This window comes from Cryobacterium aureum, from assembly GCF_002954245.1.
In the GTDB taxonomy this organism is placed as follows: domain Bacteria; phylum Actinomycetota; class Actinomycetes; order Actinomycetales; family Microbacteriaceae; genus Cryobacterium; species Cryobacterium aureum.
Map to the genome: position 1 here is coordinate 41,533 of NZ_PPTG01000005.1, position 23,840 is coordinate 65,372.

16 protein-coding genes and 2 pseudogenes are annotated in these 23,840 nt (G+C 65.6%); 2 read left to right on the forward strand and 16 right to left on the reverse strand.

Annotation, left to right across the window (positions count from 1 at the left end; all coding sequences use genetic code 11):
• Positions 1-2: 2 nt before the first annotated feature.
• The 6 genes from CJ028_RS02400 to CJ028_RS02425 all read right to left on the reverse strand — a co-directional run bounded on the left by CJ028_RS02400 (position 3) and on the right by CJ028_RS02425 (position 6,005).
• On the reverse strand, positions 3-299 hold the full coding sequence (locus CJ028_RS02400; protein ID WP_105033695.1) for a hypothetical protein: 297 nt from the start codon (positions 297-299) through the stop codon (positions 3-5).
• A gap of 236 nt (positions 300-535) precedes the next feature.
• Positions 536-2,014 (reverse strand): malate:quinone oxidoreductase, encoded by a 1,479-nt coding sequence (locus tag CJ028_RS02405; RefSeq protein WP_105033787.1) that lies wholly within the window; start codon positions 2,012-2,014, stop codon positions 536-538.
• A gap of 56 nt (positions 2,015-2,070) precedes the next feature.
• On the reverse strand, positions 2,071-3,276 hold the full coding sequence (locus CJ028_RS02410; RefSeq protein WP_240607039.1) for a PP2C family protein-serine/threonine phosphatase: 1,206 nt from the start codon (positions 3,274-3,276) through the stop codon (positions 2,071-2,073).
• Positions 3,273-3,716, reverse strand: a complete 444-nt coding sequence (locus CJ028_RS02415) for an ATP-binding protein (RefSeq protein ID WP_105033696.1) — start codon at positions 3,714-3,716, stop codon at positions 3,273-3,275. Before CJ028_RS02415 ends, CJ028_RS02410 begins: the two co-directional genes overlap by 4 nt.
• Positions 3,709-4,041 (reverse strand): STAS domain-containing protein, encoded by a 333-nt coding sequence (locus tag CJ028_RS02420; protein ID WP_105033697.1) that lies wholly within the window; start codon positions 4,039-4,041, stop codon positions 3,709-3,711. Before CJ028_RS02420 ends, CJ028_RS02415 begins: the two co-directional genes overlap by 8 nt.
• A complete protein-coding gene (locus tag CJ028_RS02425) occupies positions 4,041-6,005 on the reverse strand; it encodes a glycosyltransferase (protein WP_240607040.1) in 1,965 nt (654 codons plus the stop codon). Before CJ028_RS02425 ends, CJ028_RS02420 begins: the two co-directional genes overlap by 1 nt.
• 222 nt (positions 6,006-6,227) lie before the next feature.
• Here CJ028_RS02425 and CJ028_RS02430 point away from each other — a divergent pair, with 222 nt between their 5' ends.
• Positions 6,228-6,881, forward strand: coding sequence for a response regulator transcription factor (locus CJ028_RS02430; RefSeq protein WP_105033699.1), 654 nt, complete (start codon positions 6,228-6,230; stop codon positions 6,879-6,881).
• Between the two features lie 708 nt (positions 6,882-7,589).
• Here the strand turns inward: CJ028_RS02430 and CJ028_RS21870 are convergent.
• From CJ028_RS21870 to CJ028_RS02465, 7 genes and pseudogenes are all read right to left on the reverse strand, one after another.
• Positions 7,590-7,826: pseudogene (locus CJ028_RS21870) on the reverse strand (EAL domain-containing protein); the annotation flags it as partial.
• A gap of 4 nt (positions 7,827-7,830) precedes the next feature.
• Positions 7,831-8,220: pseudogene (locus CJ028_RS02440) on the reverse strand (EAL domain-containing protein); the annotation flags it as partial.
• Between the two features lie 9 nt (positions 8,221-8,229).
• Positions 8,230-8,526 (reverse strand): diguanylate cyclase domain-containing protein, encoded by a 297-nt coding sequence (locus CJ028_RS21875; protein WP_105033701.1) that lies wholly within the window; start codon positions 8,524-8,526, stop codon positions 8,230-8,232.
• A 1,290-nt stretch (positions 8,527-9,816) separates the two neighbouring features.
• The gene (locus tag CJ028_RS02450) at positions 9,817-10,887 is read right to left on the reverse strand and encodes an aspartate-semialdehyde dehydrogenase (protein WP_105033702.1); all 1,071 of its coding nucleotides are present in this window, start codon (positions 10,885-10,887) and stop codon (positions 9,817-9,819) included.
• Positions 10,888-11,255: 368 nt separating this feature from the next.
• Positions 11,256-12,533 carry an aspartate kinase gene (locus CJ028_RS02455; RefSeq protein WP_105033703.1) on the reverse strand — a complete coding sequence of 426 codons (1,278 nt, stop codon included), beginning with the start codon at positions 12,531-12,533 and terminating at the stop codon, positions 11,256-11,258.
• A 247-nt stretch (positions 12,534-12,780) separates the two neighbouring features.
• Positions 12,781-13,380, reverse strand: coding sequence for a recombination mediator RecR (recR, locus tag CJ028_RS02460; RefSeq protein WP_092340318.1), 600 nt, complete (start codon positions 13,378-13,380; stop codon positions 12,781-12,783).
• Positions 13,381-13,383: 3 nt separating this feature from the next.
• A complete protein-coding gene (locus tag CJ028_RS02465; protein WP_105033789.1) occupies positions 13,384-16,113 on the reverse strand; it encodes a DNA polymerase III subunit gamma and tau in 2,730 nt (909 codons plus the stop codon).
• Between the two features lie 643 nt (positions 16,114-16,756).
• Between CJ028_RS02465 and CJ028_RS02470 the strand changes: the two genes are divergently transcribed.
• On the forward strand, positions 16,757-17,671 hold the full coding sequence (locus CJ028_RS02470) for a type IV toxin-antitoxin system AbiEi family antitoxin domain-containing protein (protein WP_161498874.1): 915 nt from the start codon (positions 16,757-16,759) through the stop codon (positions 17,669-17,671).
• Between the two features lie 113 nt (positions 17,672-17,784).
• Here CJ028_RS02470 and CJ028_RS02475 read toward each other — a convergent pair whose 3' ends face one another.
• Genes CJ028_RS02475 through CJ028_RS02485 form a run of 3 tightly spaced genes read right to left on the reverse strand, consistent with a single transcriptional unit; the run spans position 17,785 to position 23,728 of the window.
• The gene (locus CJ028_RS02475; RefSeq protein ID WP_105033705.1) at positions 17,785-19,008 is read right to left on the reverse strand and encodes an acetate/propionate family kinase; all 1,224 of its coding nucleotides are present in this window, start codon (positions 19,006-19,008) and stop codon (positions 17,785-17,787) included.
• Positions 19,005-21,215: a phosphate acetyltransferase gene (gene pta / locus CJ028_RS02480; RefSeq protein WP_105033790.1), complete on the reverse strand. Its 2,211-nt coding sequence runs from the start codon at positions 21,213-21,215 to the stop codon at positions 19,005-19,007. Before pta ends, CJ028_RS02475 begins: the two co-directional genes overlap by 4 nt.
• A 47-nt stretch (positions 21,216-21,262) precedes the next feature.
• A complete protein-coding gene (locus CJ028_RS02485) occupies positions 21,263-23,728 on the reverse strand; it encodes a phosphoketolase family protein (RefSeq protein ID WP_105033706.1) in 2,466 nt (821 codons plus the stop codon).
• Between the last annotated feature and the right edge of the window lie 112 nt (positions 23,729-23,840).

A 23,840-nucleotide genomic window follows, 5' to 3' on the forward strand; every position in this document is an offset into this window, starting at 1 on the left:
AGCTAGTCAGTGAGTCGCGATGCTCGCGGGCGGCTGGGCTGCGGGGCGAGCGCACCCTGCACCAGGAAGCTGGCCTGGGCCTGATAGAAGGACGAGTAGAACCATCTCGTGGTGAGTACTCCGAGCTTGGTTACCTCGTAGGCGTCCCCGCTCTGCTGGATCACTCCGAGCAGGGCGGCCGGGTCGCCGTCGAGAATTTGCGAATCTCGCACCAACCACTCGGTCGGGGTGAGCTGGAGGATGCCGAGCTGCGATACGCGCAGATTCTGGGCATCCGAAACGTCATTGTTCGGGTTCACGTGCCGCCTCCGGGCTGCTTTGGGCCTTAAGTAGACATCCGCTAACTCCCACATTCAAGGGGTTGACAGGGCACTCCTGCCGAATTCCCACGGCGCTCCAAGCCGTCGGTTGCGCATAACTCCGGCAATTCGTTCCGGTCGACCCACACCACCCGCGTAATCACGCGGAAGTCCACTGTTCGGCACGCAGATTGCAGGAGTTATGCCCCGCCGGCCGAGCAGGCGGGCGCCGAAACCTAGTTGCTGAGGTGCAACACTTCGGCAGTGGCGGCCAGCGAGGCAGCAGCAGCAGCAGGGTCGTCCGAAAGCTTGGTGCCGTAGCTCGGGATCATCTGACGGATGCGCGGCTTCCAGCCCTCGATACGGTCGGGGAAGCAGCGGGCCAGCAGGTCCACCATGATCGGCGCGGCAGTCGAGGCTCCCGGCGAGGCGCCGAGCAGTCCGGCAATCGAGCCGTCACTCGAGGTGATGACCTCGGTGCCGAACTGCAGCACTCCGCCGAGCTTGGCGTCTTTCTTCATGACCTGCACGCGCTGGCCGGCCGTGATGAGCTCCCAGTCCTCGGAGACCGCGGCGGGAATGAACTCGCGCAGAGCCTTCAGCTTGGTGTTCCGCGACGCGAACACCTCGCCGATCAGGTATTTCATGAGGTCGAAGTTGTGGCGGGCCACCGCGAGCATCGGGCCGAGGTTGTGCGTGCGAATGGAGAACGGCAGGTCGAACCAGGTGCTGGTCTTCAAGAACTTGGGGCTGAACCCGGCGTACGGGCCGAACAGCAGCGACATTTCGCCGTCGACGACGCGGGTGTCGAGGTGCGGCACCGACATGGGCGGGGCCCCCTTGGCTGCCTTGCCGTAGACCTTGGCCTGGTGCTGGGCGACGAGCTTCGGATTGGTGGTGCGCAGAAACTGGCCGCTGATCGGGAATCCGCCAAAACCCTTGATTTCGGGGATTCCGCTCTGCTGCAGCAGCGCGAGCGCGCCACCGCCGGCGCCAACGAAGACGAAGCGGGCATTGATGGTGCTGCGGGTCTGCCCGACCTGACGCAACAGTTTAAGGTTCCAGGTGCCATCCGCTTTGTGCTTGAGGCCCACGACCTGCTCATTCAGGTGCATCGTGACGCCCTGCTTCTCGAGGTTCTCGAACAGCAGTCGGGTGAGTGCGCCGAAGTCGACGTCGGTGCCGCTCACGATGCGGGTGGCGGCGATCTTCTGGCCGGCCGGACGTTTGCGAGTGAGCAGCGGCGTCCAGGCGCCGATCTTCGCAGCGTCATCGCTGAACTCCATGCCGGCGAACAGCGGCTCGGGAGCCAGTACGGCATGGCGCTTGCGCAGGTATTCCACGTTGGCTTTGCCGTGCACGAAGGTCATGTGCGGGGTGGAATTGATGAACTTGTTCGGCTCCGGCAGCGCGCCAATAGACACCAGGTGCGCCCACAACTGACGGCTGATCTGAAACTGCTCGTTGATCACGACGGCCTTGTCGGCCGTGACCGAACCGTCCGCAGCCTGCGGCATGTAGTTGAGTTCGCACAGTCCGGCGTGGCCGGTGCCGGCGTTGTTCCACGGGTTCGAGCTCTCTCGGGCCAGTTCGCCGAGCCGCTCGTACACCTCGATGCGCCAGTCGGGCTGTAGCTCCTTCAGCAGCGTGCCGAGGGTGGCACTCATGATGCCGCCACCAATGAGGACTACGTCAACGGTTCCCTGAGAATTCACACTTTCGAGTGTATCGCGGCGAGCGGATGCGCCCAACCGTGCGAGCGCCCGCACGGTCACCCCTCCATCTCACGCCGGACGACGATCACCGTGACGTCGTCAGGGGCGGACAGCCCGGCCAGTGACATCAGGGAATCGACGACGGCCTGCGCGGTCGACGCCTGGCGCACCAGCCGGTCGACGGCGGCGAGCGAGGCGAGCGTGCCGTCGAACAGGTCGAGTACGCCGTCGCTGACCGAGATCAGGGTACTGCCGGGAGCGAGCACGACCCGCTGCTCCTCCCAGGGTGAATCGTCCCCGGCGCCGACTGGCAGGCGCAGTGACGTGAGGCGCTCGGTCGTACCATTGGCGTGTACGACGAGAGAGAGACCGTGGCCGGCGTCGACATAGCGAATGACGCCGGTGTCCATGTCGAGCCGGGCGTGAAAGAGAGTCACAAAGCTGTTGGCCTCATCGAGGTCGGGTTCGAGCGTCGCCGCAGCAGCCAGGGCTACGTCGGCGACTGCGTCAAGGCGAGATCCGGCCCGCAACACCGCTCGAACTGTCGCCGCAATAATCGCCGCGCCCACACCCTTGCCCATCACGTCGGCGAGGGTGAACGCCGCACCCTCCCCCACTGGATACCAGTCGTAAAAGTCTCCCCCGACGGCGCGAGCCGGTGAACATGCTCCCGCCACTTCGAAGCCCGGCAGGCTTACAAGCTTTTTGGGCAACAGGCCGCGTTGTACAGCAGCGGCCTGGTCCAGTTCCTGCGACGCGTTGAGTTCTTTTTGCACCCAGAACGCGAGATCACGCAACAAATTTTGCTCGAGCTCAGTGAATTCCCGCGGCTCAGTGCCGAACACGCACAGGGCGCCGATACGTTCGCCGCCGTGCGCTTCGAGTGCGTGACCAGCATAGAAGCGAATGCCGGGTGCCCCCGTTACATAGATATTGTCGCGAAAGCGCGGGTCGAGCCGGGCGTCAGCAACGATAAGGGTGCCGCACGCGTCGATGGTTGAGTCGCAGAAGGCATTCGACCGCGGATACTCGGTGGGTTGATCGGGTTCGATGCCGGCGCTGGACTTGTTCCACTGCCGGTCGTGGTCGATGAGCGAGATGATCGCGATCTCCACGTGAAAGAGTTCCTTGACCAGACGAGTGATCCGGTCGAATCGCTCTTCCGGTGCGGTATCGAGGATCTGCAGGTCGTCGAGCGCCCGTTGCCGGGTGAGCTCGCTGTGTTGCAGAGTGGGCGGCATGCTGCTGAGAGCGGCGGTCATGACCCCAGCTTTCGGGCAATGTGCCAGTGATTCAGATCTCCGTTGCGGGTGTATTCGAGCTTGTCAACCAAAGCCTGGATCAAGGCGATCCCCCGCCCCGATTCGCTGAGCTCGTCGGGCATCTGGCGCAGATCGAGGCCCGCAGCGCCCGAAACGCCCGCCGCGAACAGTTCGGCCGCCGTCGCACCGGTGTCGCTCAAGCGGGCGTCGAGCGCAACGTCACTCACCTCGACGCGTAATCCGCAGGTCACGCCCGAACCAGTATCCGCGTAGCGAATCACGTTCGACGCGAGTTCGATCAGGGCCGTCTCAAAACTGCAGCGGTCCGTCGCGGAAACGTGCGCGGCATCGGCCCAGACCGTTTCAAGCAAGGCGTGCACGGTGTTCACATCGTCGGGCGGTGAGATCAGCGTGAGGGTATGAGCGCTGATCCTAACCATGGAATGCGTTGCTGGCGGTGGGATAGGCGGTCAGCACGCGTTCCATATTGGTCAGCTGCAGCACCAAGCGAACCTGTTCGTTGGGCGCTGCAATGCGAAGGTCACCGCCAGCCTGCCGTGTGGTCTTGAGTCCGCCGATCAGTGCGCCGAGCCCCGAGGAATCGATGAAATCCACGTCGCTCAAATCGACCGCGACGCGGTTCTGGCCGGCAGCGACGGAGGCGGCCACCACTTCGCGAAGGCGCGGCGCTGTGACCATGTTCAATCGTCCAGCGATGTGTACAACGGCGATGCCCTCGCCCTGGTCGGTGACCGTGAATTGCATTAGCGAGTCGTTTCCTTTGGGGTTGAGCCTTGAAAGCGCACGGCGGGTACCAGCACGCTGAGAATGAGCAAATCGAAGACGACCCAGGCCACGTTGACGAGGGTCCCGATTGGCTCGCCCAGGCCGAGTGCCAGCCGGGTCCCCCCGATGATGGTCGAGACGATCAATACGACGGCGACGGCGATCTGCGGAAGGATCAGGTGCCAAGGATTGGCGCCCGCCTGCCGCGTCTTCGGGGTGACCACAAAGCCGAGCGGCCGGTGAAAGACGACATTGGCGACGGCGGTCGTTGTGGCCTTTATCCAGACTGGGAACAGGGCAAGACTGTATTGCTGGCCGCGCCAAGTGGAAATACCGTGACTGGAGATGACGAACAGAATTTGGTTGGCGACCATGAACGGCAGAAATCGCAGAAAAAATTCCAGCGCAGTCGTATTGACGGGCAGAATGCCGAAGCAGAGAAAAACAGCGGGGGCGGCGAAATAGACCAGCGCGGCGTATCCGCTCAGGTAACTCCACATGGTCGAGAAGTACATCAGGCGCTGCGGCAGGCTGAGGCCTGCCTGCACCAGTGGATTCTCCCGAAGCAACACCTGCATCGTGCCCTGCGCCCAGCGCAGCCGCTGGGTGATCATGGTTCCAAGATCTTCGGGCGCAAGTCCGAGGGCTAGGGTTTCGTGGTGGTAGATGCTCGTGAAACCAAGGCCGTGCAAGCGCATGCTCGTGGCCATGTCTTCGGTCACGCTGATTGTGGCCAGCGGCATGAGCGGCTGGGCCTCGTCCGAGCGGTCCACGTCGATTGACCGCAGCAGCACTTGCACAGATTCCAATGCGCCAAGCGGGGATAGGTCGCGGGCCGCGAGCAGCTCGAGGCTATGCACGGGGACGCCGTTGTCGGCATCGGTTTCGAGTTCCAACTCAGCGATGGCGGCGAGGTCGAGCGTCAGCAAGTGCAGGTCGACGGCCACGAGGTCACGTGACACCGCAGCCATGCGCTGCTGCAGGGTATATGTGGCGTGTCCGATGGTTTCGCCAGCGGCAATGGCGGCGCGTGTGTCTTTGATCGCCGCGCCCACCTCGTGCAGAGCGGTCTGCACGATCGGGTCTTGTGCATCGTCGGCTCGGCTGGCCCGGGCGAGCACCCGTGCGGCGCCGGTGAGAGCACGTGTGACGGCGCGCTCCATCTCGAGCACGTAGCGGGTGATACCGAGCTGCATGAGTGCTTCTCGACGCACGACGGCGTTGGATCCGCAGAAGAACGCGGCGTTCCAACCGTCCTTGCCCTGCTGGATCGGCCCGTAAAATAGGGGCGCCTGACTACCGAGCGGGTCGCCAGCGCTTACGTTCTCAAACACCTGCGGCGTCTGCACGAGGGCCACTGTCGGGTCGACGAAGTAGCCAAGTGTGTGGTCAAGAATGTGCGGCAGCGGCACCTGATCGGCGTCGAGGATGAGCACAAACTCACCTTCGGTGCTCATGAGTGCATTGTTGAGGTTGCCGGCTTTGGCGTGCAGGGGGCGATTCTGCCAGTCGGCGCCGCGGGTGATGTAGCCGACGTCGAGCAGCTGGGCCGCCTCGCGCATCTCGGGCCGGTTGCCGTCGTCGAGGATCCAGGTGGTATGTGGGTAGCGGATGCGCTGGGCCGCCTGCGCGGTGCGCTGCACCAACTCGACGGGTTCGTTATAAGAAGTGATGAATACGTCGACAGTGAGATCGGGGGCCGGCGCGGCGGGCAGCTCCCGGTCGCGAGCCCGCCACATGGTGAGACCGAACAGGGCCACGTCGATCAGGCTGTAGGTTTCAGCGAGCACGAGGGCCACTGCGATCCACCAGGCATCCCAGTTCAGGGAGAAGAACCAGCGCCAGATGATGTAATTCGCGCCGAGGGCGATGGTGACCAGCACGGCCACGCGCAAGAGCAGCAGATGCGCCGCAGATCGGGCGGGTCGAATCGGTACCACCACGACTCTCCTTGGTGCTGATCCGCTCATGCGGGCGTATTTAAACCCCAGGCTAGAACCCCGATCGGCCCGCCACAATTCCCGAAATGGGCATTGTGCCAGATTTATGCCTTGCGCTATGACGGCACTTGACGTCGCGCGCTCCGGCCGGTTGCGCGAACTGCGGCAGATACGAGATCGCAGCAACCTCGGCGACGATCCTCCGAGCAAGGAATACTAAACGGTATGGCTTTAGACAACGCGGAACGGCGCGTCGCCGTCATCATCGAAGATGACGCCGACATCCGCAATCTTCTGGAGGCCGTGCTCACCCAGGCCGGGTTCGAGACGATCGCCACGAGTAATGGTCTCGACGGCATCGCCGCGGTACGCGCCTATGACCCGATCGTCACGACGCTCGACGTGAGTATGCCCGGCATGGACGGCTTCGAAACAACCAAGTGCCTGCGCGCGTTCAGCCCTACCTACCTCGTCATGCTCACCGCCCGCGATGACGAAATCGACACGATGCAGGGCCTCGAAGCCGACGACTACGACTACCTGACAAAACCGTTTCGCCCGCGCGAACTGCGCGCCCGCATCGAGGCCATGCTGCGGCGCCCCCGCAACACCGTGACAGCGGATGCCGCCGCCCCGTCGGCCGCACCCGCTGCGGCGGTGGCTCCGTCCGCGCAGCAGGTTGCCGCACCCGCCCCTTCGACCACAGCGCGTCCGACCAACGTGGCCCCCGCCGCGCCTATTCACACCGTCCCGACCCCGACATTTCGGCCGAACCCCGTCGCTTCCGCTCCGACCTTCGTGCCGGCCGCGACGCCGCGAGCCCACTGCAGAGCGCCACACTGCGCAACGGCTGGATTGAACACAACGACGTGCGGCTGAACCCGACGACGCCGAAGTCGATGATGTTGAAAATCTCGTCGAGGGTGCGTTCTTCGCATCGGGAGCGGCGCAGAGCCCCCTCGAACACGACGGGCTGATGGGTCGGCAGCACGCGCTGCGCTGCCACGCGTTTCGTGGTCGTGTAGGTCGTCGCAGCGACGAAGGCCAGCACGATAGGCACGATGGCCAGATGATGAGAAAAACGAGCAGAAACGTCGTGCCAAGTAGCAGTTCACCTTCGCAGGCGATCACCAATGCCACGAGGTCGACGGTGGGCAGGACGATGATCCATTTCTTATCGAGGTGTCGCCAGGGCACCCCGGCCGACACCGCGGTAGCGAAAAAAATGGTGAGAATGCCGGCCAGAAACAGCTGGTTGGTGAAGAGGCGGCTGTCGAGCAGGCCGGACACGGCTACCAGGAGCAGGGTCGAGGAACCGACCAACAGCTGCGACAGAAAGACGGATCGTTCGACCCGATAGCGGTGGGCTCGGTCTGGCCAGCGCCGACTTTGAATGATTGCGGTGTTACTGCTCTGGATCCCACCGGGCAAGGCAGCACAGCCTTCGCTCCGAATTCGTCGAGCCGGTCGACGGTCTCGGTGAATCCCTGCGGCACACCGAAGTGAAACCCCTGGGCGCTGCGGCTGGCCCAGCTGGGCCAGCCGCACGGCCATCTCTTCGTTTTCCACTCCCTCGACGATCATGGAGTACTCGAGCTTGTCGCCGAAACCCTGCGGCGCGGTGAGCACTTCGCGCTGGCGGATATCACCGAGGTCGTCGACCAGGCTGCGGTCGATCTTGAGAATATCCATCGGCACCCGCACGAGCGAATCGACCGAGGAATCTTCGGAGCCATAGTCGTCGAGCGCGATGAGGATGCCAAGATCGCGCAGTCGGTTGGCCTGCGCGCGAATCTGCGCGGACACCCGCGCGACCGAGCTCATTGAGTTCGAGGCAGAGCGAAATCTCGGGGTAGCGATTGTTCAGATCTTCCACGAACCGGCCGAGCCGCTCCGGCGCCAGCTGCCCGGCCTCCACGTTGATGGTCATGCAGACGATGCCGGGTTCGACCAAGCGAAACTCGGCCGCCGCGATCATGGCCTTCTCGGCGATCTGACTAGTGAGTTTGTCGAACCGTCCCAAGTTCTTCGCCTTTTCCACCAGCGACGGCGGCGAGATCGCACCGAGCTCCGGGTGAACATAACGCAGTAGCGCCTCGAAGGCCCAGATGCGGCCGGTGACCAGACTGACGATGGGTTGGTAGGCCAGTGGCAACTGGTCCTCATCGATCGCTCGGGCAACGGTGTCGTTGAACTGCGAGGCGCGGTGGCCAGACACGTTGATGCTCTACTCGCCGCCCAGGCTGCCGCGCCGAGGGCTCTTCTCGACCATAAGCATGCTGTGGTCGGCGTCGTGAACGAGGGACGCGACATCCGTTTCGACCAACGAGGAGAAGGCTAGGCCAATGCTAAGACTCGGGCTGATGGTGTCGGCGCCGACCGCGAGCGGTGCACCGGATGCCGTGCGGACGGTCTGCGCGATGGCCGTGGCTACGTCCAGGGTGGACAGGCGGGTGAGGATGATGACGAATTCGTCGCCACCGACCCGCGCGACGACGTCGTGGGGGCGCACCGATTTCAGCATCGCTGCGCGTGCTGTTGATGGTGTCGAGCGCTTCCTGGAAGGCGCCGTAGTTGGGTAGGCCGGTGAGCGGATCGGTGTTGGCCCGCGCGGTGAGCCCAGCGACGTTCTGCCTGGCCTGCACGGACAATTCGGCCGTAGCGACCAGGGCCAGCAGGGCGCGCCGGTCGACGCCGGAGAAAGCACCGTCCATCGGGTCGCGGCGAGCCACCAGAAACCGGGGCTCGCCCGGCGTGAAGCTGACCGGCACGCCGATTGCTCCTGCCTCAGCCGGTTCGGTCTGCACCACAATCGGCTGCACGCCGACCGCGCCGGCCGCCGCTTCGCAGAGCGCCTCGCCGACGTCGTCCGGGGAATCCACTCGGTGCGCGGCACTGAGAATGCTACTGCCGATCACGAGGCCATTTAACCGTCGTGGCATGTCCCACCCGGTGCGCAGCATGATGGCGATCAACGCCACCACGAAACTGCCCGTCAGGGTGCCCACCGCGATTTCAATGCTGGTGCGGCCCGTTCCGGGTGTGGGCAGATCGGTTTCAGCCCAATATGCCGAGCACATGGTCAAAGCCGCCACAACGACCAGCAGACCACCGAGGCGCAGGGGCGAGATCAGTGGGCGGCCGCCACGATCGACCGGGGCGTTGATCAGACGCACTCTGACCACTTCGAGCGCCAGGACGAACAGCACATAACCGACGGATGCCGCGGCGACTGTCGGCAACGCCGTCACGCCTACCACGCCCAGCATCCAGGCGATGAGGAGATAGACCATAGAGCCGACGCCCGCGAGGCCCGCGCTGTGAACGGAGACACTGATGCGGCGAGATTCCACCAGCAGCACGACGAGAATTCCGAGCATCACGACGCCGATGATGGCCTGGTCGGGCAGCACCGGCACCAGCGAGGGAACGGCGAGAACCGGCACGCTGATGGCTGGAGTGCGATGCGGCACGCTGCCCACTCGAATCCAAGCTATTTCCAGGGCCGCCACGCACACGAGGGCGCACACTGCGACGGCGAATCTTGGTCCCGGATCAGCAAGAACAGTGGCGATTGCGCCGGGGATGAACACCAGCGCGACGGCGGTGAACACGCCAAAGGAGACGCGCTGCAGCACGCCCGAAACCCCAGTTCGGCTAACGCGATCAAAGCCTACGCGACTTGCCGCGGAACGGCGTCGTGCGGGCGGGAATTAGGGCTGGCTGTTTGCCTGGGCCCGTGTTCGGACCGTGGGCCCAGTTTCTCAACTGGGCCCACGGTCCGGGCAATCAGGGGCGGCGGGCTGGCTGGGGGTTAGGCGACGACTCGCGCGGCGGCGATGAGCTCCGCGATCTGCACGGCGTTCAGTGCGGCACCCTTCCGCAGATTGTCGTTACTGATGAAGAGGGCGAGGCCGCGGCCATCCGCTACGCCTTCGTCCTGGCGGATGCGACCGACGAAGCTGGCGTCCTGCCCGGCGGCCTGCAGCGGGGTGGGGATGTCGGTCAGTTCGACGCCGGGAGCGGTCTTCAGCAGCTCCTCGGCGCGGGCAACACTGATCGGTTTGGCGAATTCCACGTTGATCGAGAGCGAGTGGCCGGTGAAGACGGGCACTCGTACGCAGGTTCCGCTCACCAGCAGTTCGGGCAGGCCGAGGATCTTGCGGCTCTCATTGCGGAGCTTCTTCTCTTCGTCGGTTTCGAACTGGCCGTCATCGACGATGCTGCCGGCCAGCGGGATCACGTCGAACGCGATCGGACGGGCGTAGATGGTGGGCTCGGGCAGGGTGACAGCGCTGCCGTCGTGCACGAGCTGGAACAGGTTCTCGTCCTGCGCGGCGACGCGTACCTGGCTGGCCAGCTCGAACGCACCGGCCAGGCCGCTGCCGGAGACGGCCTGGTAGGTACTGACGATAAGCCGCTTCAGGCCGGCTTCGTCGTGCAGAACTTTGAGCACGGGCATCGCGGCCATGGTGGTGCAGTTCGGGTTGGCGATGATGCCCTTGACGGCCTGCTTGATGGCCTCGGGGTTGACCTCGCTGACGACGAGGGGAACGTCCGGGTCCATGCGCCAGCCGCTCGAGTTGTCGACGACGGTGACTCCGGCCGCGGCGAAGCGGGGTGCCTGGGCCTTGGAGAGGGTGGCGCCAGCGGAGAAGATGGCGACGTCGAGTCCGGTCGGGTCGGCGACCGAGGCGTCTTCGACAGTGATCGGCTCGCCCTTGAAGGTCAGCGTGGTGCCGGCCGAGCGGGACGAGGCGAAAAAGCGGATGCTCTTCACCGGAAAATCGCGTTCCTCCAGCAGCCGACGCACCACGGCGCCGACCTGTCCGGTGGCGCCGACGACGCCGATGTTGATGCCGGGGGTGCTGGCTGAGCTGGTCACGTGTGGTTCCTAACGTCTGTGGTGTCCCCCGGTGGCTGATGCAGGAAATGCGCACGGTTTTGCTGGCATTTCGGCCCCCAGAGCGGATGCTCGGGGTCGATTTCCTGATTTAGCCCCCGAGAGTCGGGGGGATGTGCTTCATTCTGTCAAAAACGGGTGTTTCTCCCTGGCCGCCGGGCATAACTCCTGCAATTTCTGAACCCGGAGAATCGGTTCCGCGTAACTATGCGGCAGTAAAAATCCAGGAGGACAATTTGCAGGAGTTATGACGGTTCGGCGGGAAGGGTGAGGCTGGGCATCCGTTTGGCGAAGTGTGAGTTTTGCGACCCTTTGGCCTCGAACGGGCCGAAACTCACGCCTCGGCGGGACTAGCGGCCGGAGCCGCCGTGCACGACGGCTTCGATCTCGCCGTCGAGCCCGAACGCGGTGTGCACCACGCGGAGGGCCTCGTTGATGGTGTCGGCGCGGGTGACGACCGAGATGCGAATCTCACTCGTGGAGATCATTTCGATGTTGATTCCCGCCTCGTAGAGCGCCTCGAACAGCTTCGCCGAGACGCCGGTGTTGGTGCGCATGCCACCGCCGACCAGGGCAAGCTTGGCGATCTGGTCGTCGTATTGCAGTCCGGCGAACCCGATGCGGTCGCGTTCGTTGGTCAGGGCCGTGAGCACCTGCTGGCCCTCGGACTTGGGCAGGGTGAAGGAGATGTCGGTGAGGCCGGTCGACGCGGCCGACACGTTCTGCACGATCATGTCGACGTTGGCGTTGGTCTTAGCGACGATCTTGAAGATCAGGGCGGCCTTGCCGGGAATGTCCGGCACGCCGACCACGGTGACCTTTGCTTCACTCAGGTCAGCGGCGATTCCGGCGATGATGGGCTCTTCCACAATTTCTCCATTTTCTCGCGCGGTCGCGGCGTTATACACGATGGTGCCGGTGTTGTTGTTGAAGGACGAGCGCACGTGCAGGGTGACGCCGTGGCGGCGAGCATATTCCACAGCGCGAATATATAGGACCTTGGCTCCGGCAGCGGCGAGTTCGAGCATCTCTTCGCTCGTGACGCGCTCGAGTTTGCGGGCGCGGGGAACGACGCGCGGATCCGCGGTGAAGACGCCATCGACATCCGTGTAGATTTCGCAAATGTCGGCGCCGAGGGCCGCGGCGAGGGCGACGGCGGTCGTGTCGGAGCCGCCACGGCCGAGGGTCGTGATGTCCTGGGTGTCACGGTTGAAGCCCTGAAAACCGGCGACGATGGCGACGGCGCCCTCATCGAGCGCCGAGCGGATGCGGCCCGGCGTGACGTCGACGATGCGTGCGGAGCCGTGACGGGCATCCGTGATCATGCCGGCCTGGCTGCCCGTGAACGAGCGGGCGTCGTAGCCGAGGCTCTTGATGGCCATCGCGAGCAGCGCCATCGAGATGCGTTCGCCGGCGGTGAGCAGCATGTCTAGCTCACGCGGGGCGGGCAGCGGGGTGACCTGGTGAGCGAGGTCGAGCAGCTCGTCGGTGCTGTCGCCCATCGCGGAGACGGCGACGACGACCTCGTTACCGGCCTTGCGGGTATCGACGATGCGCTTGGCGACCCGCTTGATACTTTCGGCATCGGCGACGGATGACCCGCCGAACTTCTGCACGATCAAGCTCATGTGACTCCTGAGATGGGGGTATGCGGCCTGGCGTGCGGGCCGCGTCCAAGTTCCCATCCTAAATGCTGGTACCTGCGGGCCGGTGCCATGTGACGCTGCGCGGCGGTGAGGGCGGGGCATCCGCTCGCCGGGCCCACCGTATGACCGTGGGCCCAGTTTCTAAACTGGGCCCGGGGACGGGGCCCGGGCCTCGTCCTTAAAGGGCGGGGGGACCGCGGCCGGCAGATTGGGCGGGAGGGGGGTCCGGCTAGTGGGTGACTTCTCGGCGACCCTCGAAGGCACGTCCGAGGGTGACCTCGTCGGCGTACTCGAGGTCGCCGCCGACCGGGAGACCGGAGGCGAGGCGCGTCACCTTGATCTCGAGCGTTGTGAGCAACCGGGAGAGGTAGGTGGCCGTCGCCTCCCCCTCGAGGTTCGGGTCGGTCGCGATGATGACCTCCTGCACGGTGTTGTCGGCGAGGCGCTGCATCAGCTGGCGGATGCGCAGGTCGTCGGGTCCGACGCCGTCGATCGGGCTGATGGCCCCGCCCAGCACGTGATAGAGGCCCTTGAATTCGCGGGTACGCTCGATCGCGACGACGTCTTTGGCCTCTTCGACGACGCAGATCGAGGTGGGATCACGGCGCGGATCCCGGCAGATCAGGCAGGTCGGCTGCTCCGAGACGTTGCCACAAATGTCGCAGAACCGTACCTTGTCGCGCACCTCGAGGAGCACGTTGGCGAGCCGGGTCACGTCGAACTTCTCGGTCTGCAGAATGTGGAACGCGATGCGCTGCGCCGACTTCGGGCCGATACCGGGAAGCTGGCCAAGCTCGTCGATCAGTTCCTGAACGATGCCTTCATACATGGTTTAGTGGTCGTTTCTGGTTCGGGGCGCCGCGGAGTACGGCTGTTCTTCGATGAAGGTCGCGCCGAGAATCTCGCGCACCACGGCCTCGCCGTAGCGCTGCTTCTCGGCGAAGGACGGCGCGCGCGACGGGTCTTTCGTGGAGCCGCGCTGGCCGGACGCGTTCGGGTGCTGCCGTGGCGCTGGCGCGCTCTGGTGACCGGGGTCGGGCTGGGCTGGGTTCTGGCCAGTGTTCTGCTGGCCGGGGGTCCGCTGCACAGCGGATGCCTGGTAGTTCGGCACGCGTTCGTCCGCGGGTGCATCCATCTCGGGCGGCACATCGTCGTCGAACGGCGGCGGGACATCATCGAACGGCGGCTCGTCGTGGGACGGCGATACGAAAGCGGTCGCGGCCCAGGGTTCGTCTGACGCCACGCCCCCGGACGCCCCCGACGTCCCAATCGACTGCGCCGGCACGGAAGACGAAGATTCGGGGGCGGGAGCATTCACTGCTGGCGGCGCAGCGGTCGCGGGAGCTGCGGCATCCGTTGGGTCGTCGTCGATAACGGGCAGTGCCGGACCGTTCGGCGAGCCCGGGATTGCTACGGTAGCCCAGCCACTGGTGGACGCGGCGACGGGTGACGCGCCTGCTACGACCGGCGCCACTGCCTTCAGCGCAGCAGCGCGCGGGACGGGCACGGCGCGGGGGGTTTCGTCGGGGTCCTGGGCTGACGGCGCGGTCGCAGTCACAGCGGTTCCGGTCGGTGCGGTCGCAGGCAAAGCGCCGGTCGGAGACGCCGATGAATCCGCTACCTCGGGATTTGGGACGGCAGAGCTAACCAGATCCGCTTCGGTTGGTGCTGGTTCGGTTGGTGCAGGCTCCGCTGGCGCAGGCTCCGCGGCAACGGTCGGTGCGCCGCCGGACGTCGTGCTCGGCGATGAGGTCTCGCGGCCAGCGTCGACTCGCGCGATGAACTTGACCCGCAGGCCGAGCACAGCAACGATCGCGGTGCGCAGAAAGTCGCTCGTTCCCATTCCGGGGACCTTTTGCTGCTTGAAGCTGTCGACATCGGCGTGACTCGGGAACGACAGGGCGAGCACGTCGCCGTTCAGGCTGAGCACATGAGCGGTGTAGACGACCAGCCACGCCGTCGTCTTCTCCGTTTTCACGGCTTCGAGAATCTCGGGCCAGGCATCTTTGAGTTGTTGCAGCGAGACCGGGGCGCCGGGAACGATGGGCGGGCGGGCTGGCGAGCCTGCCGGGGCTGGTTGGGGCGCTGAAGCAGCCTGCGTTTCCGGGATGGCGGTCTCGACCAGCTCGACCAGCGGATCGGGGCCGGACTCGCGGGTACCCGCGGACGCGGGGTTACTGACACCGACACGAGTATCGACACCAGCACCAGCACCAGCACTGGCACTGGCACTGGCACTGGCACTGGCACTGGCACCAACATCGACACCATCACCAGCACTGGCACCAACATCGACACCAGCACCAGCGCCGGCAGGTCGGCCGGCGGGCGCGTCAGCAGCTGCGACAGCGACCGCACCCGGCGCGGCAGCCGCACCAGGCGCAGCCGCAACGCCGTCGACACCGATGCGACGCTCCAGGCGCTCGACCCGGGCGAGGGCGCCGCGGGTGGTGTCATCGGTCGCGGGAATCAGGGACCGCGCGATCATGAGCTCGAGGTGCAGGCGCGGCGAGGTGGCCCCGCTCATCTCGGTGAGCGCGGCGTTGAGAATGTCGGCGGTGCGCGAGAGTTCGGCCGGCCCGAAGGCAGCGGCCTGCACGGTCATGCGTTCCAGCTCGTCTTGCGGCACGCCCCGCAGAACAGCCGCGGCCCCCGCGACGCTCGTGGCCGCGACGATAATGAGGTCTCGCATGCGCTCGAGAAGATCTTCGACAAACCGACGCGGATCTTGCCCGGTCTGGATGACGCGGTCGACCGCGTCGAACGCGGCCGCCGAATCGCGGGCGCCGATGGCGTCGACGGCCTCATCGAGCAGTGAGGCGCTGGTGTAGCCGAGCAGCGCGACGGCGCGATCGTATTCAATGGATTGGCCGTCACTGCCAGCCATGAGCTGGTCCAGCAGCGACAGGGTGTCGCGCGGTGAGCCGCCACCGGCACGCACGACGAGCGGCAGCACGCCGGGGGCCACGACCATCTTCTCCGTGTCACACATCTGCTGCACGTACTCGAGCATCGGCCCCGGCGGCACCAGCCGAAACGGATAATGATGCGTACGCGAGCGGATGGTGCCGATCACCTTTTCGGGTTCGGTGGTCGCGAAGATGAACTTCACGTGTTCCGGCGGCTCCTCGACGATCTTGAGCAGCGCGTTGAAGCCCTGCGGCGTGACCATGTGCGCCTCGTCGAGGATGAAGATCTTGTAACGGTCGCGGGCGGGCGCGAAGATGGCGCGCTCGCGAATGTCGCGGGCATCGTCGACACCGTTGTGGCTGGCTGCGTCGATCTCGACCACGTCGAGGGAGCCGCCGCCGTCTCGGGCCAGCTCGACACAGCTCGGGCAGACACCGCAGGGCGTGTCGGTCGGGCCCTCGGCACAGTTGAGACAGCGGGCCAGGATGCGCGCCGACGTGGTCTTGCCGCAACCGCGAGGTCCGCTGAACAGATAGGCGTGGTTCACCCGGTTGGTGCGGAGCGCCGCCATTAATGGATCGGTCACTTGGGACTGGCCGATCATCTCGGCAAAGGTCTCTGGCCGGTAGCGGCGATACAGGGCGGTAACCACGTTCTCAATGGTACTTGCCGCAACCGACACTCGCCCGCGCCGGCCCCTGCCTGTGCACAACCGTCAAGGGATGCTGGTGCGCAGGTACCGCCGCCGCTCACCTGCCGTGCGCGCGGGCGGTGCGACCGACCGCGCACGTTCGCGACCAATTCAGGAAATCGACCCCGAGCATCCGCTTTGGCGTCGAAATATCGGCCAACCTGCCGCATTTCCTGAATTAGCCACGGACACGCGTGCGGAAACCAGGGGCAGGAGGTAAAACGTGGCATCCCGGCGGCGGGGGTCGGCCGGGACCGCACGTGTCCGCGCTCACTGCTCGGCAGATCGGGCGACGTCGGGGTTGCTGCGGCCCACGCGAGCGGCTGGCGCTCGTTCATTTCGAGCGCGCACGCCGCTCTCCCGCTGCTGGCCGGCGCCGGAACCTGCACGATCGCGATCGCCTGACCGACGCTTTCGCAGCCGGTACGTTATGCCGGTAAATTTCCGACACGCCGTTGAGATGTGCAGCAAGACCCGGCGTGTCGTGTTTTTTACCGGCAGAACGTGCAGCGGATGCCTCCTCCCCAGCCCGGCGGGGCATCCGCTGTCCCCAGAATGGCTGGCCACACCCCCGGCGGGGAGCCGACGCGGGGATCCTCACGGCATGGATCCGGTTCAGATTGTGTGCTCACTCGGTCACGTCGCCACCACCGACGAACTCTTTCGACGGGGTATAAGTCCCCGTGACATTCGTGCCGCGCTGCAGACCGGCCAGATCACTCGCGCCACACGCGGTATCTATGTCTGCCAGCACGCCGACGACGAGCAGCGCCAGGCCGCAGCGCTACACGCCCAGATCGCCTGCGTCAGCGCAGTGCATCGGGTCGGCGTCTGGTGCGGCCTTGATTGTGCTCTTCACCTCATGCGTCCAGCGGATGCCCGTGGCGGCGGTGCGAGCGCTCGCCCGCTCGTCGACTGGAATGGTCGTGAGCTTCAGTTTCATGGAGCGACGCCGCGGTTTGCCCGACCGGGCACGCCGTGGCTGGTGGCCCCGATAGAAGCAGTGTGGCAAGCAATCCATTGTCTCGACGAAGAGAATGCCATTGCCTGTCTCGAATCGGCTCGGCATCTGAAATTCATCACTTCGGCCGAGCAGCGTCGAATCTGCGTGCTTGCCCCGGCTCGGCTGCAGCCGGGTATCCGGGAGCTGGAGGACACGGCAGACTCCGGGCTCGAGACCCTGACGCGTCGGCGACTCCGTCATCACGGATTCACCGTCGTGGCGCAGGGTCGCATTGGCACGTCGACCGGGTCGCTCCGCGAGGACCTCGTCGTCGACGATTGCGTCGCGCTCGAGATCGACGGCCGGCAATGGCACGGTGCGGAGAAGCTCGCCTCCGATTACGACCGGGATCTGTGCGTCGAAGGTCTCGGGCGGCGCACGCTGCGATTGTCGTACCGGCATGTCATGTTCGAGTGGGAAACGACCCTCGCGGTGATCGAACGCACGGTCGCTGATGCACGCCGGAATCGCCGTTCTGTCCGCCGAATCGTCGGCCAAAACGAACCGTGGTGGTGAGTCGTGCACGCTATGCCGGTAAAATTCGCGACACGCCGCGTTCTGGGTCGTCTTGACGCGGCGTGTCGCAGATTTACCGGCATAACGTACCGGGGCCGAGCATTCGGCGGGGGCTAGCGCACCGTGGTCAGGGTCTGGCGGGCGATCTCTAGCTCCTCATTGGTGGGAATCACGAGCACGGTGACCGCGGAGTCGTCGGCGCTGATGACCCGCGCGCCCCGATCGGCGGCCGTGTTGCGCTCGGGATCGATGCGGATGCCGAGCGCCTCGAGCCCGGAAAGCGCGCGGGAACGCACGAGCGGCGCGTTCTCGCCGACACCGGCGGTGAACGCGATCACGTCGACCCTGCCGAGCTGCGCGTAATAAGCCCCGACATAGCCCTTAATCCGGTGCACATACACGTCGATGGCGAGCTGTGACGGCCCGTCGCCGGCAGAAGCGGCTTCCAGGACGTCGCGCAGATCGCCGCGGCCGGTGAGCCCGAGCAGTCCGCTGCCTCGGTTGAGCAGGGTGTCAAGTTCGTCGAAGTCGAGACCGGCTCGGTGATTCAGGTGAAACAGCACGCCCGGGTCGATGTCGCCTGAGCGGGTGCCCATGACGAGCCCCTCGAGCGGGGTCATGCCCATGCTGGTCTCAACCGAACGCCCGCCCGCGACCGCACAGGCCGACCCGCCGTTGCCGAGGTGCAGCACAATCTGGTTCAGGTCTTCGACCGGTCGTTCCAGAAAGTTGGCCGCCTCGCGCGCGACAAAGCCATGGCTGGTGCCGTGAAACCCATAACGACGGATGCGAAACCGCTCGGCCAGGTCGGCGTTGATCGCGTAGGTGAAGGCTTCGGGCGGCAGCGTCTGGTGAAATGCCGTGTCAAAAATGGCCACGTGCGGCACGTCAGCGAAGGCTTCACCGGCCGCGACGATGCCCTGCAGTGCGCCGGGATTGTGCAGCGGCGCGAGCCCCGACAGCTCGTCGATGTCACGCTCGACCTGCGGCGTGACCAGGGTCGGCTGGTGAAAGCGCGCCCCGCCGTGTACCACGCGGTGTCCGACGGCGACCGGCGCGTGCGCCGTGAGCGACGGCCCGTGGGTGGCGAACGCTTCGAGCATGACGGCAAAGCCGACCGTGTGGTCGGGAATGGGCAGCTCGCGCTTCCACTTTCGATCAGCGGATGCCGGAACCTCGGTTGCCGGTTGCGTCGCGGCGACGGAATGCGAGGACTGCCCGACCAGCTCGCCGATACGCTCCACCAGCCCGCTGGCCAGGGTGGTCTCGGTGTCCATCTCGATGAGCTGGTATTTGAAGGAGCTCGAGCCGGAGTTGACGACCAGAACGGCGGTCATCGGGTGGCTCCGGCCGGGGTGGCGTCGAGGGGCGACGCAGCAGTATCCGTCAGCCCCGCCGCCTGGATCGCCGTGATCGCCACGGTGTTGACGATGTCCTGCACCAGGGCACCACGCGACAGGTCGTTGATCGCCTTGCGGAGGCCCTGCAACACGGGGCCGATCGCAACGGCGCCGGCGCTGCGCTGCACAGCCTTGTACGTGTTGTTGCCGGTGTTCAAGTCGGGAAAGATGAACACGGTCGCGCGGCCGGCCACGCTGGAACCTGGCATCTTGGTGGCGGCGACCGCGGCATCCGCTGCGGCGTCGTACTGAATCGGGCCTTCGACCAGCAGGTCGGGGCGGCGCTCCCGCACGAGGGCGGTCGCGGTGCGCACCTTTTCGACGTCGGCGCCCTCGCCGCTGGTTCCGGTGGAGTATGACAGCATCGCGATGCGCGGCTCGATGCCGAACTGCACCGCCGTCGCGGCGGCCGAGATGGCAATGTCGGCCAGCTGCTCGGCAGTGGGCACCGGGATGACGGCGCAGTCGCCATAGACCAGCACGCGGTCGGCGAGCGCCATGAGGAACACGCTTGACACGACGCCGACGCCGATTTGGGTCTTGATGATCTCGAAGCTGGGCCGAATGGTGTGCGCGGTGGTGTGGGTGGCACCGGAGACCATGCCGTCGGCCAGGCCCGACTGCACCATCATGGTGCCAAAGTAGCTCACGTCGGTGACCGTCTCGTTGGCCTGGTCGAGGGTGATGCCCTTGTGCGCGCGCAGCTGCATGTATTCCTGCGCGAACTTGAGGCGCAGGAGGTCGTCGTAGGGGCTCACGACGTGGGCCTTGGAGATGTCGAGCCCCAGACCGATGGCGCGCGAGCGCACTTCGAACTCTTCCCCGAGAATGGTCAGCTCGACCACATCGCGGGCCAGCAGGGTGGCAGCAGCGCGCAGCACGCGGTCGTCCTCCCCCTCGGGCAGCACAATGTGCTGGCGGTTCTGGCGCGCCCGCTCGAGCAGCGCGTACTCGAACATGAGCGGGGTAACGACTTCGGTGGGGCTCACGTCGAGGCGATCGAGCAGTGCGGATGCGTCGACGTGCGTCTCGAACAACGCCAGCGCGGTATCGTGCTTGCGCTGCGAGTCAGCAGCGAGCCGGCCGCGGGTGCGAGTGATGCGCATGGTCGTGTCGTAGGAGCCGAGCGACGTCCTGATGATCGGCAGCGAGGGCGCGAGTCCCTCCATCAGCCGTTGGATGGCGTCGGGCAGGTCGAACCCACCGTTGAGAACGATGCCGGCGATCGACGGGAACGTCGCCGAGGCATTTGCCAGCAGCACGGCCAAAAGCACGTCTTCACGGTCACCCGGCACAACGACGACAGCGCCCTCGATCAGGCGTGGCAGCACGTTGACCATCGACATGGCAGCCACGACAACGCCGAGCGCCTCACGCGCCAGCAGCGCCGGGTCGCCCTTGATCAGGATGCCCTCGGTCGCCTCCATGATGCTCTGCATGCTCGGCGCAACGAGGTAGGGGTCTTCGGGAATGGCCCAGATCGGCACGCCGAACGCTCCGCCCGAGCGCGCCGGCTGGGCGTTGGTCGTGGCGCGCACCACGTCGATAATCTGCGGCAGAGCGTTTTCGTCGGCACGGTTGACGATAATGGCCAAAATGGATGCGTGTTCGTCGCGCAATTCCGCCAGCGCCACGTCGGTCTGCTGGCCGATATCCACGGCCGAGCGGGCGTCGCTCTGGCCGAGGCGTTCGCCCTCGCCGGGGCCGACACGGCCGCCGAGCACGAGCAGCACGGGAGCGCCGAGGTTCGCGGCGATGCGGGCGTTGAAGGCGAGCTCGGTGGGGCTGCCGACGTCGGTGTAGTCACTGCCGATGACGACGACCGTGTCGCAAATGGCCTCGATCGCCTTGTAACGGGCGACGATCACGGCCAGGGCCGCATCCGGGTCGGTGTTGACGTCGTCGTAACTGACACCGATGCTCTGCTCGTAGGTCTGTCCTGCGGCCACACCGGGGCCGGCATTGGCCTGCAGGTGACGCAGCAGAAGCTCAACGACATAGTCGGGTTCGGTTGCGGTGCGGGCGACGGGGCGGAACACGCCGACCCGCTCCACCAGGTGAGTGAGCGTGTCGAGCACGCCCAGCGCGATCGAGGATTTGCCGGTATTACCTTCGGCGCTGGTGATATAAATGCTTCGAGCCACGATGTCCATTCAAGCGTATTCGGGTTGGGAGAGTGTCGGGCGGGTCGCTACACGTTGTCGCTGCCGGTCTCCGGGGCGGCGGCATCCGCTTGGGAAGACCAGGACCAGTTCGTGATGGCCGGAACGTCTTCACCGTGATCGCGGGTGTACTGGCGGGCCGCCAGGCGGGCATCCTGCATCTGCTGCCGGAGCAGGCCGGCGCGGGCGGCCAAGCCCGGGGTGCGGTCGATGACGTCCATGACGAGGTGATACCGGTCGAGGTCGTTGAGCATGACCATGTCGAACGGAGTCGTCGTGGTTCCGATCTCCTTGTAGCCGCGGGCGTGCAGATTCTCGTGACCGTGACGCTTGTAGGTGAGCCGATGAATGAGCCACGGGTAGCCGTGATAAGCGAAGATGATCGGCTTGTCGGGCGTGAAGACGGCGTCGAAGGCACTGTCGCTCAGGCCGTGTGGGTGGTCATCCGCCGACTGCAGACGCATCAGGTCGACGACGTTCACGACCCGCACCTTCAAATCGGGCAGGTTTTCGCGCAGAATCTCGGCGGCGGCGAGCACCTCGAGCGTGGGAACGTCGCCAGCGGCGGCGAGCACGACATCGGGAGCTTGCCCGGGCACCTCGGTGCCGGCCCAGTCGAAGATGCCGAGGCCTCGGGTGCAGTGCGCGACGGCCTGCTCCATGGTGAGCAGGTTCGGCGCCGGCTGCTTGCCGGCCACGACGACGTTGACATAGTTGACGCTGCGCAGGCAGTGGTCGTAGGTGGAGAGCAGCGTATTCGCGTCGAAGGGCAGGTAGACCCGCACTACGTCGGCGCTCTTATTGACGACGTGGTCGATGAATCCGGGGTCCTGATGGCTGAACCCGTTGTGATCCTGTCGCCAGACGTGCGAACTGAGCAGGTAGTTCAGGCTCGCGATCGGCGCCCGCCACGGAATCTCGGCGGTCACCTTGAGCCACTTGGCGTGCTGGTTGAACATGGAATCGACGATGTGGATGAACGCTTCGTAGCAGTTGAACAGTCCGTGCCGCCCGGTGAGCAGGTAGCCCTCGAGCCAGCCCTGGCACTGGTGTTCGCTCAGCACCTCCATGACACGGCCGGCCCTGGCCAGGTTGGTGTCGCCGGGCTTGAACTCGGCGTTCCACTGCTTATTGGTCACCTCGTAGACCGGCGGTGCCAGCCGGTTTGAGGCGGTCTCGTCGGGTCCGAAGATGCGAAAGTTGTCGGGATTCAAGCGGATGACTTCGGCCAGGTAGCCGCCGAGCACGCGCGTCGCCTCGGCTTGCGTTGCACCCGGCTCCGGCACGTCGACGGCGAAATCGCGAAAGTCGGGCAGGTGCAGGTCGCGGCGCAAGAGTCCGCCGTTGGCGATCGGGTTGGCGCTCATACGCAGGGGGCCGATCGGGGCGAGGGCCTTTATCGCTGCGACGGGAGCACCGCTGGAGTCGAACAGTTCTGCGGGGCGGTAGGAGCGCATCCACTGTTCGAGCAGGGCCGTGTGGGCCGGGGTGTCGCGGGCGTTTGCCAGCGGAACCTGGTGCGCGCGCCAGGTGTTCTCCACCTGAACGCCGTCGATGATGGCGGGGCAGGTCCAGCCCTTGGGCGTGCGGAGGATGATCATGGGCCAGCGCGGGCGGGCGAAATCTTCGTTGTTCTTCTCGGCCGCGGCGGCCGCTGCCTTGATCTCGGCGATCTGGTTGAGCACCAGGTCGAGAGTGTCCGCCATGCGGGCGTGCACGAGCATCGGGTCTTCGCCGTCGAAGCCGCCGGAGACTATATAAGGAGTGTGACCGTAGCCACGCATGAGATCCAGCAGCTCGTCTTCGGGGATGCGCGCGAGCACCGTGGGGTTGGCGATCTTGTACCCGTTGAGGTGCAAAATGGGCAACACGACGCCGTCCTGGACGGGGTCGATGAACTTGTTGGAGTGCCAGCTGGTGGCGAGCGGGCCGGTTTCAGCCTCGCCATCGCCGACCACCGCGGCCACGAGCAGGTTCGGGTTGTCGAACGCCGCACCGTAGGCGTGGCTCAGGGCGTAGCCAAGCTCGCCGCCCTCATGGATGGATCCAGGTAGCTCGGGCGAAGCATGGCTCGGGATGCCGCCGGGAAAGGAGAACTGGCGAAACAGCTTCTGCACGCCGTGCGCGTTCTGCTCGATGTCGGCGTACACCTCGGTGTAGGTGCCGTCGAGGTAAGCGTTGGCGACCATGCCGGGGCCGCCGTGACCTGGGCCGGTGATGTAGATGGTGCTCTGGCTGCGTTCCTGGATGGCGCGGTTCAGGTGCGCGTAGAGAAAGTTGAGACCGGGCGTTGTACCCCAGTGGCCGAGCAGGCGCGGCTTGACGTGGTCGCGGGTGAGGGGCTCTGTCAGCAGGGCGTTGCCGAGCAGGTAGATCTGGCCGACAGCGAGGTAATTCGCGGCCCGCCACCAGGCGTCGATGCTCGCGAGGGCCTCTGGGTTGAGGGGTGCGGGTGCACGCGTAGGCCAGGTCATGGTGCCGGAATCGTTGATCATCGGTCCTCCGCGTTGTGGCACAGCGACACAGCCGCGCTTCTTCCCATCCTATTGAGCCGCGGTGTCTACCCCAGTGCCAAAGGTCCTCACTCCTGCATGTTCGGCCAAATGG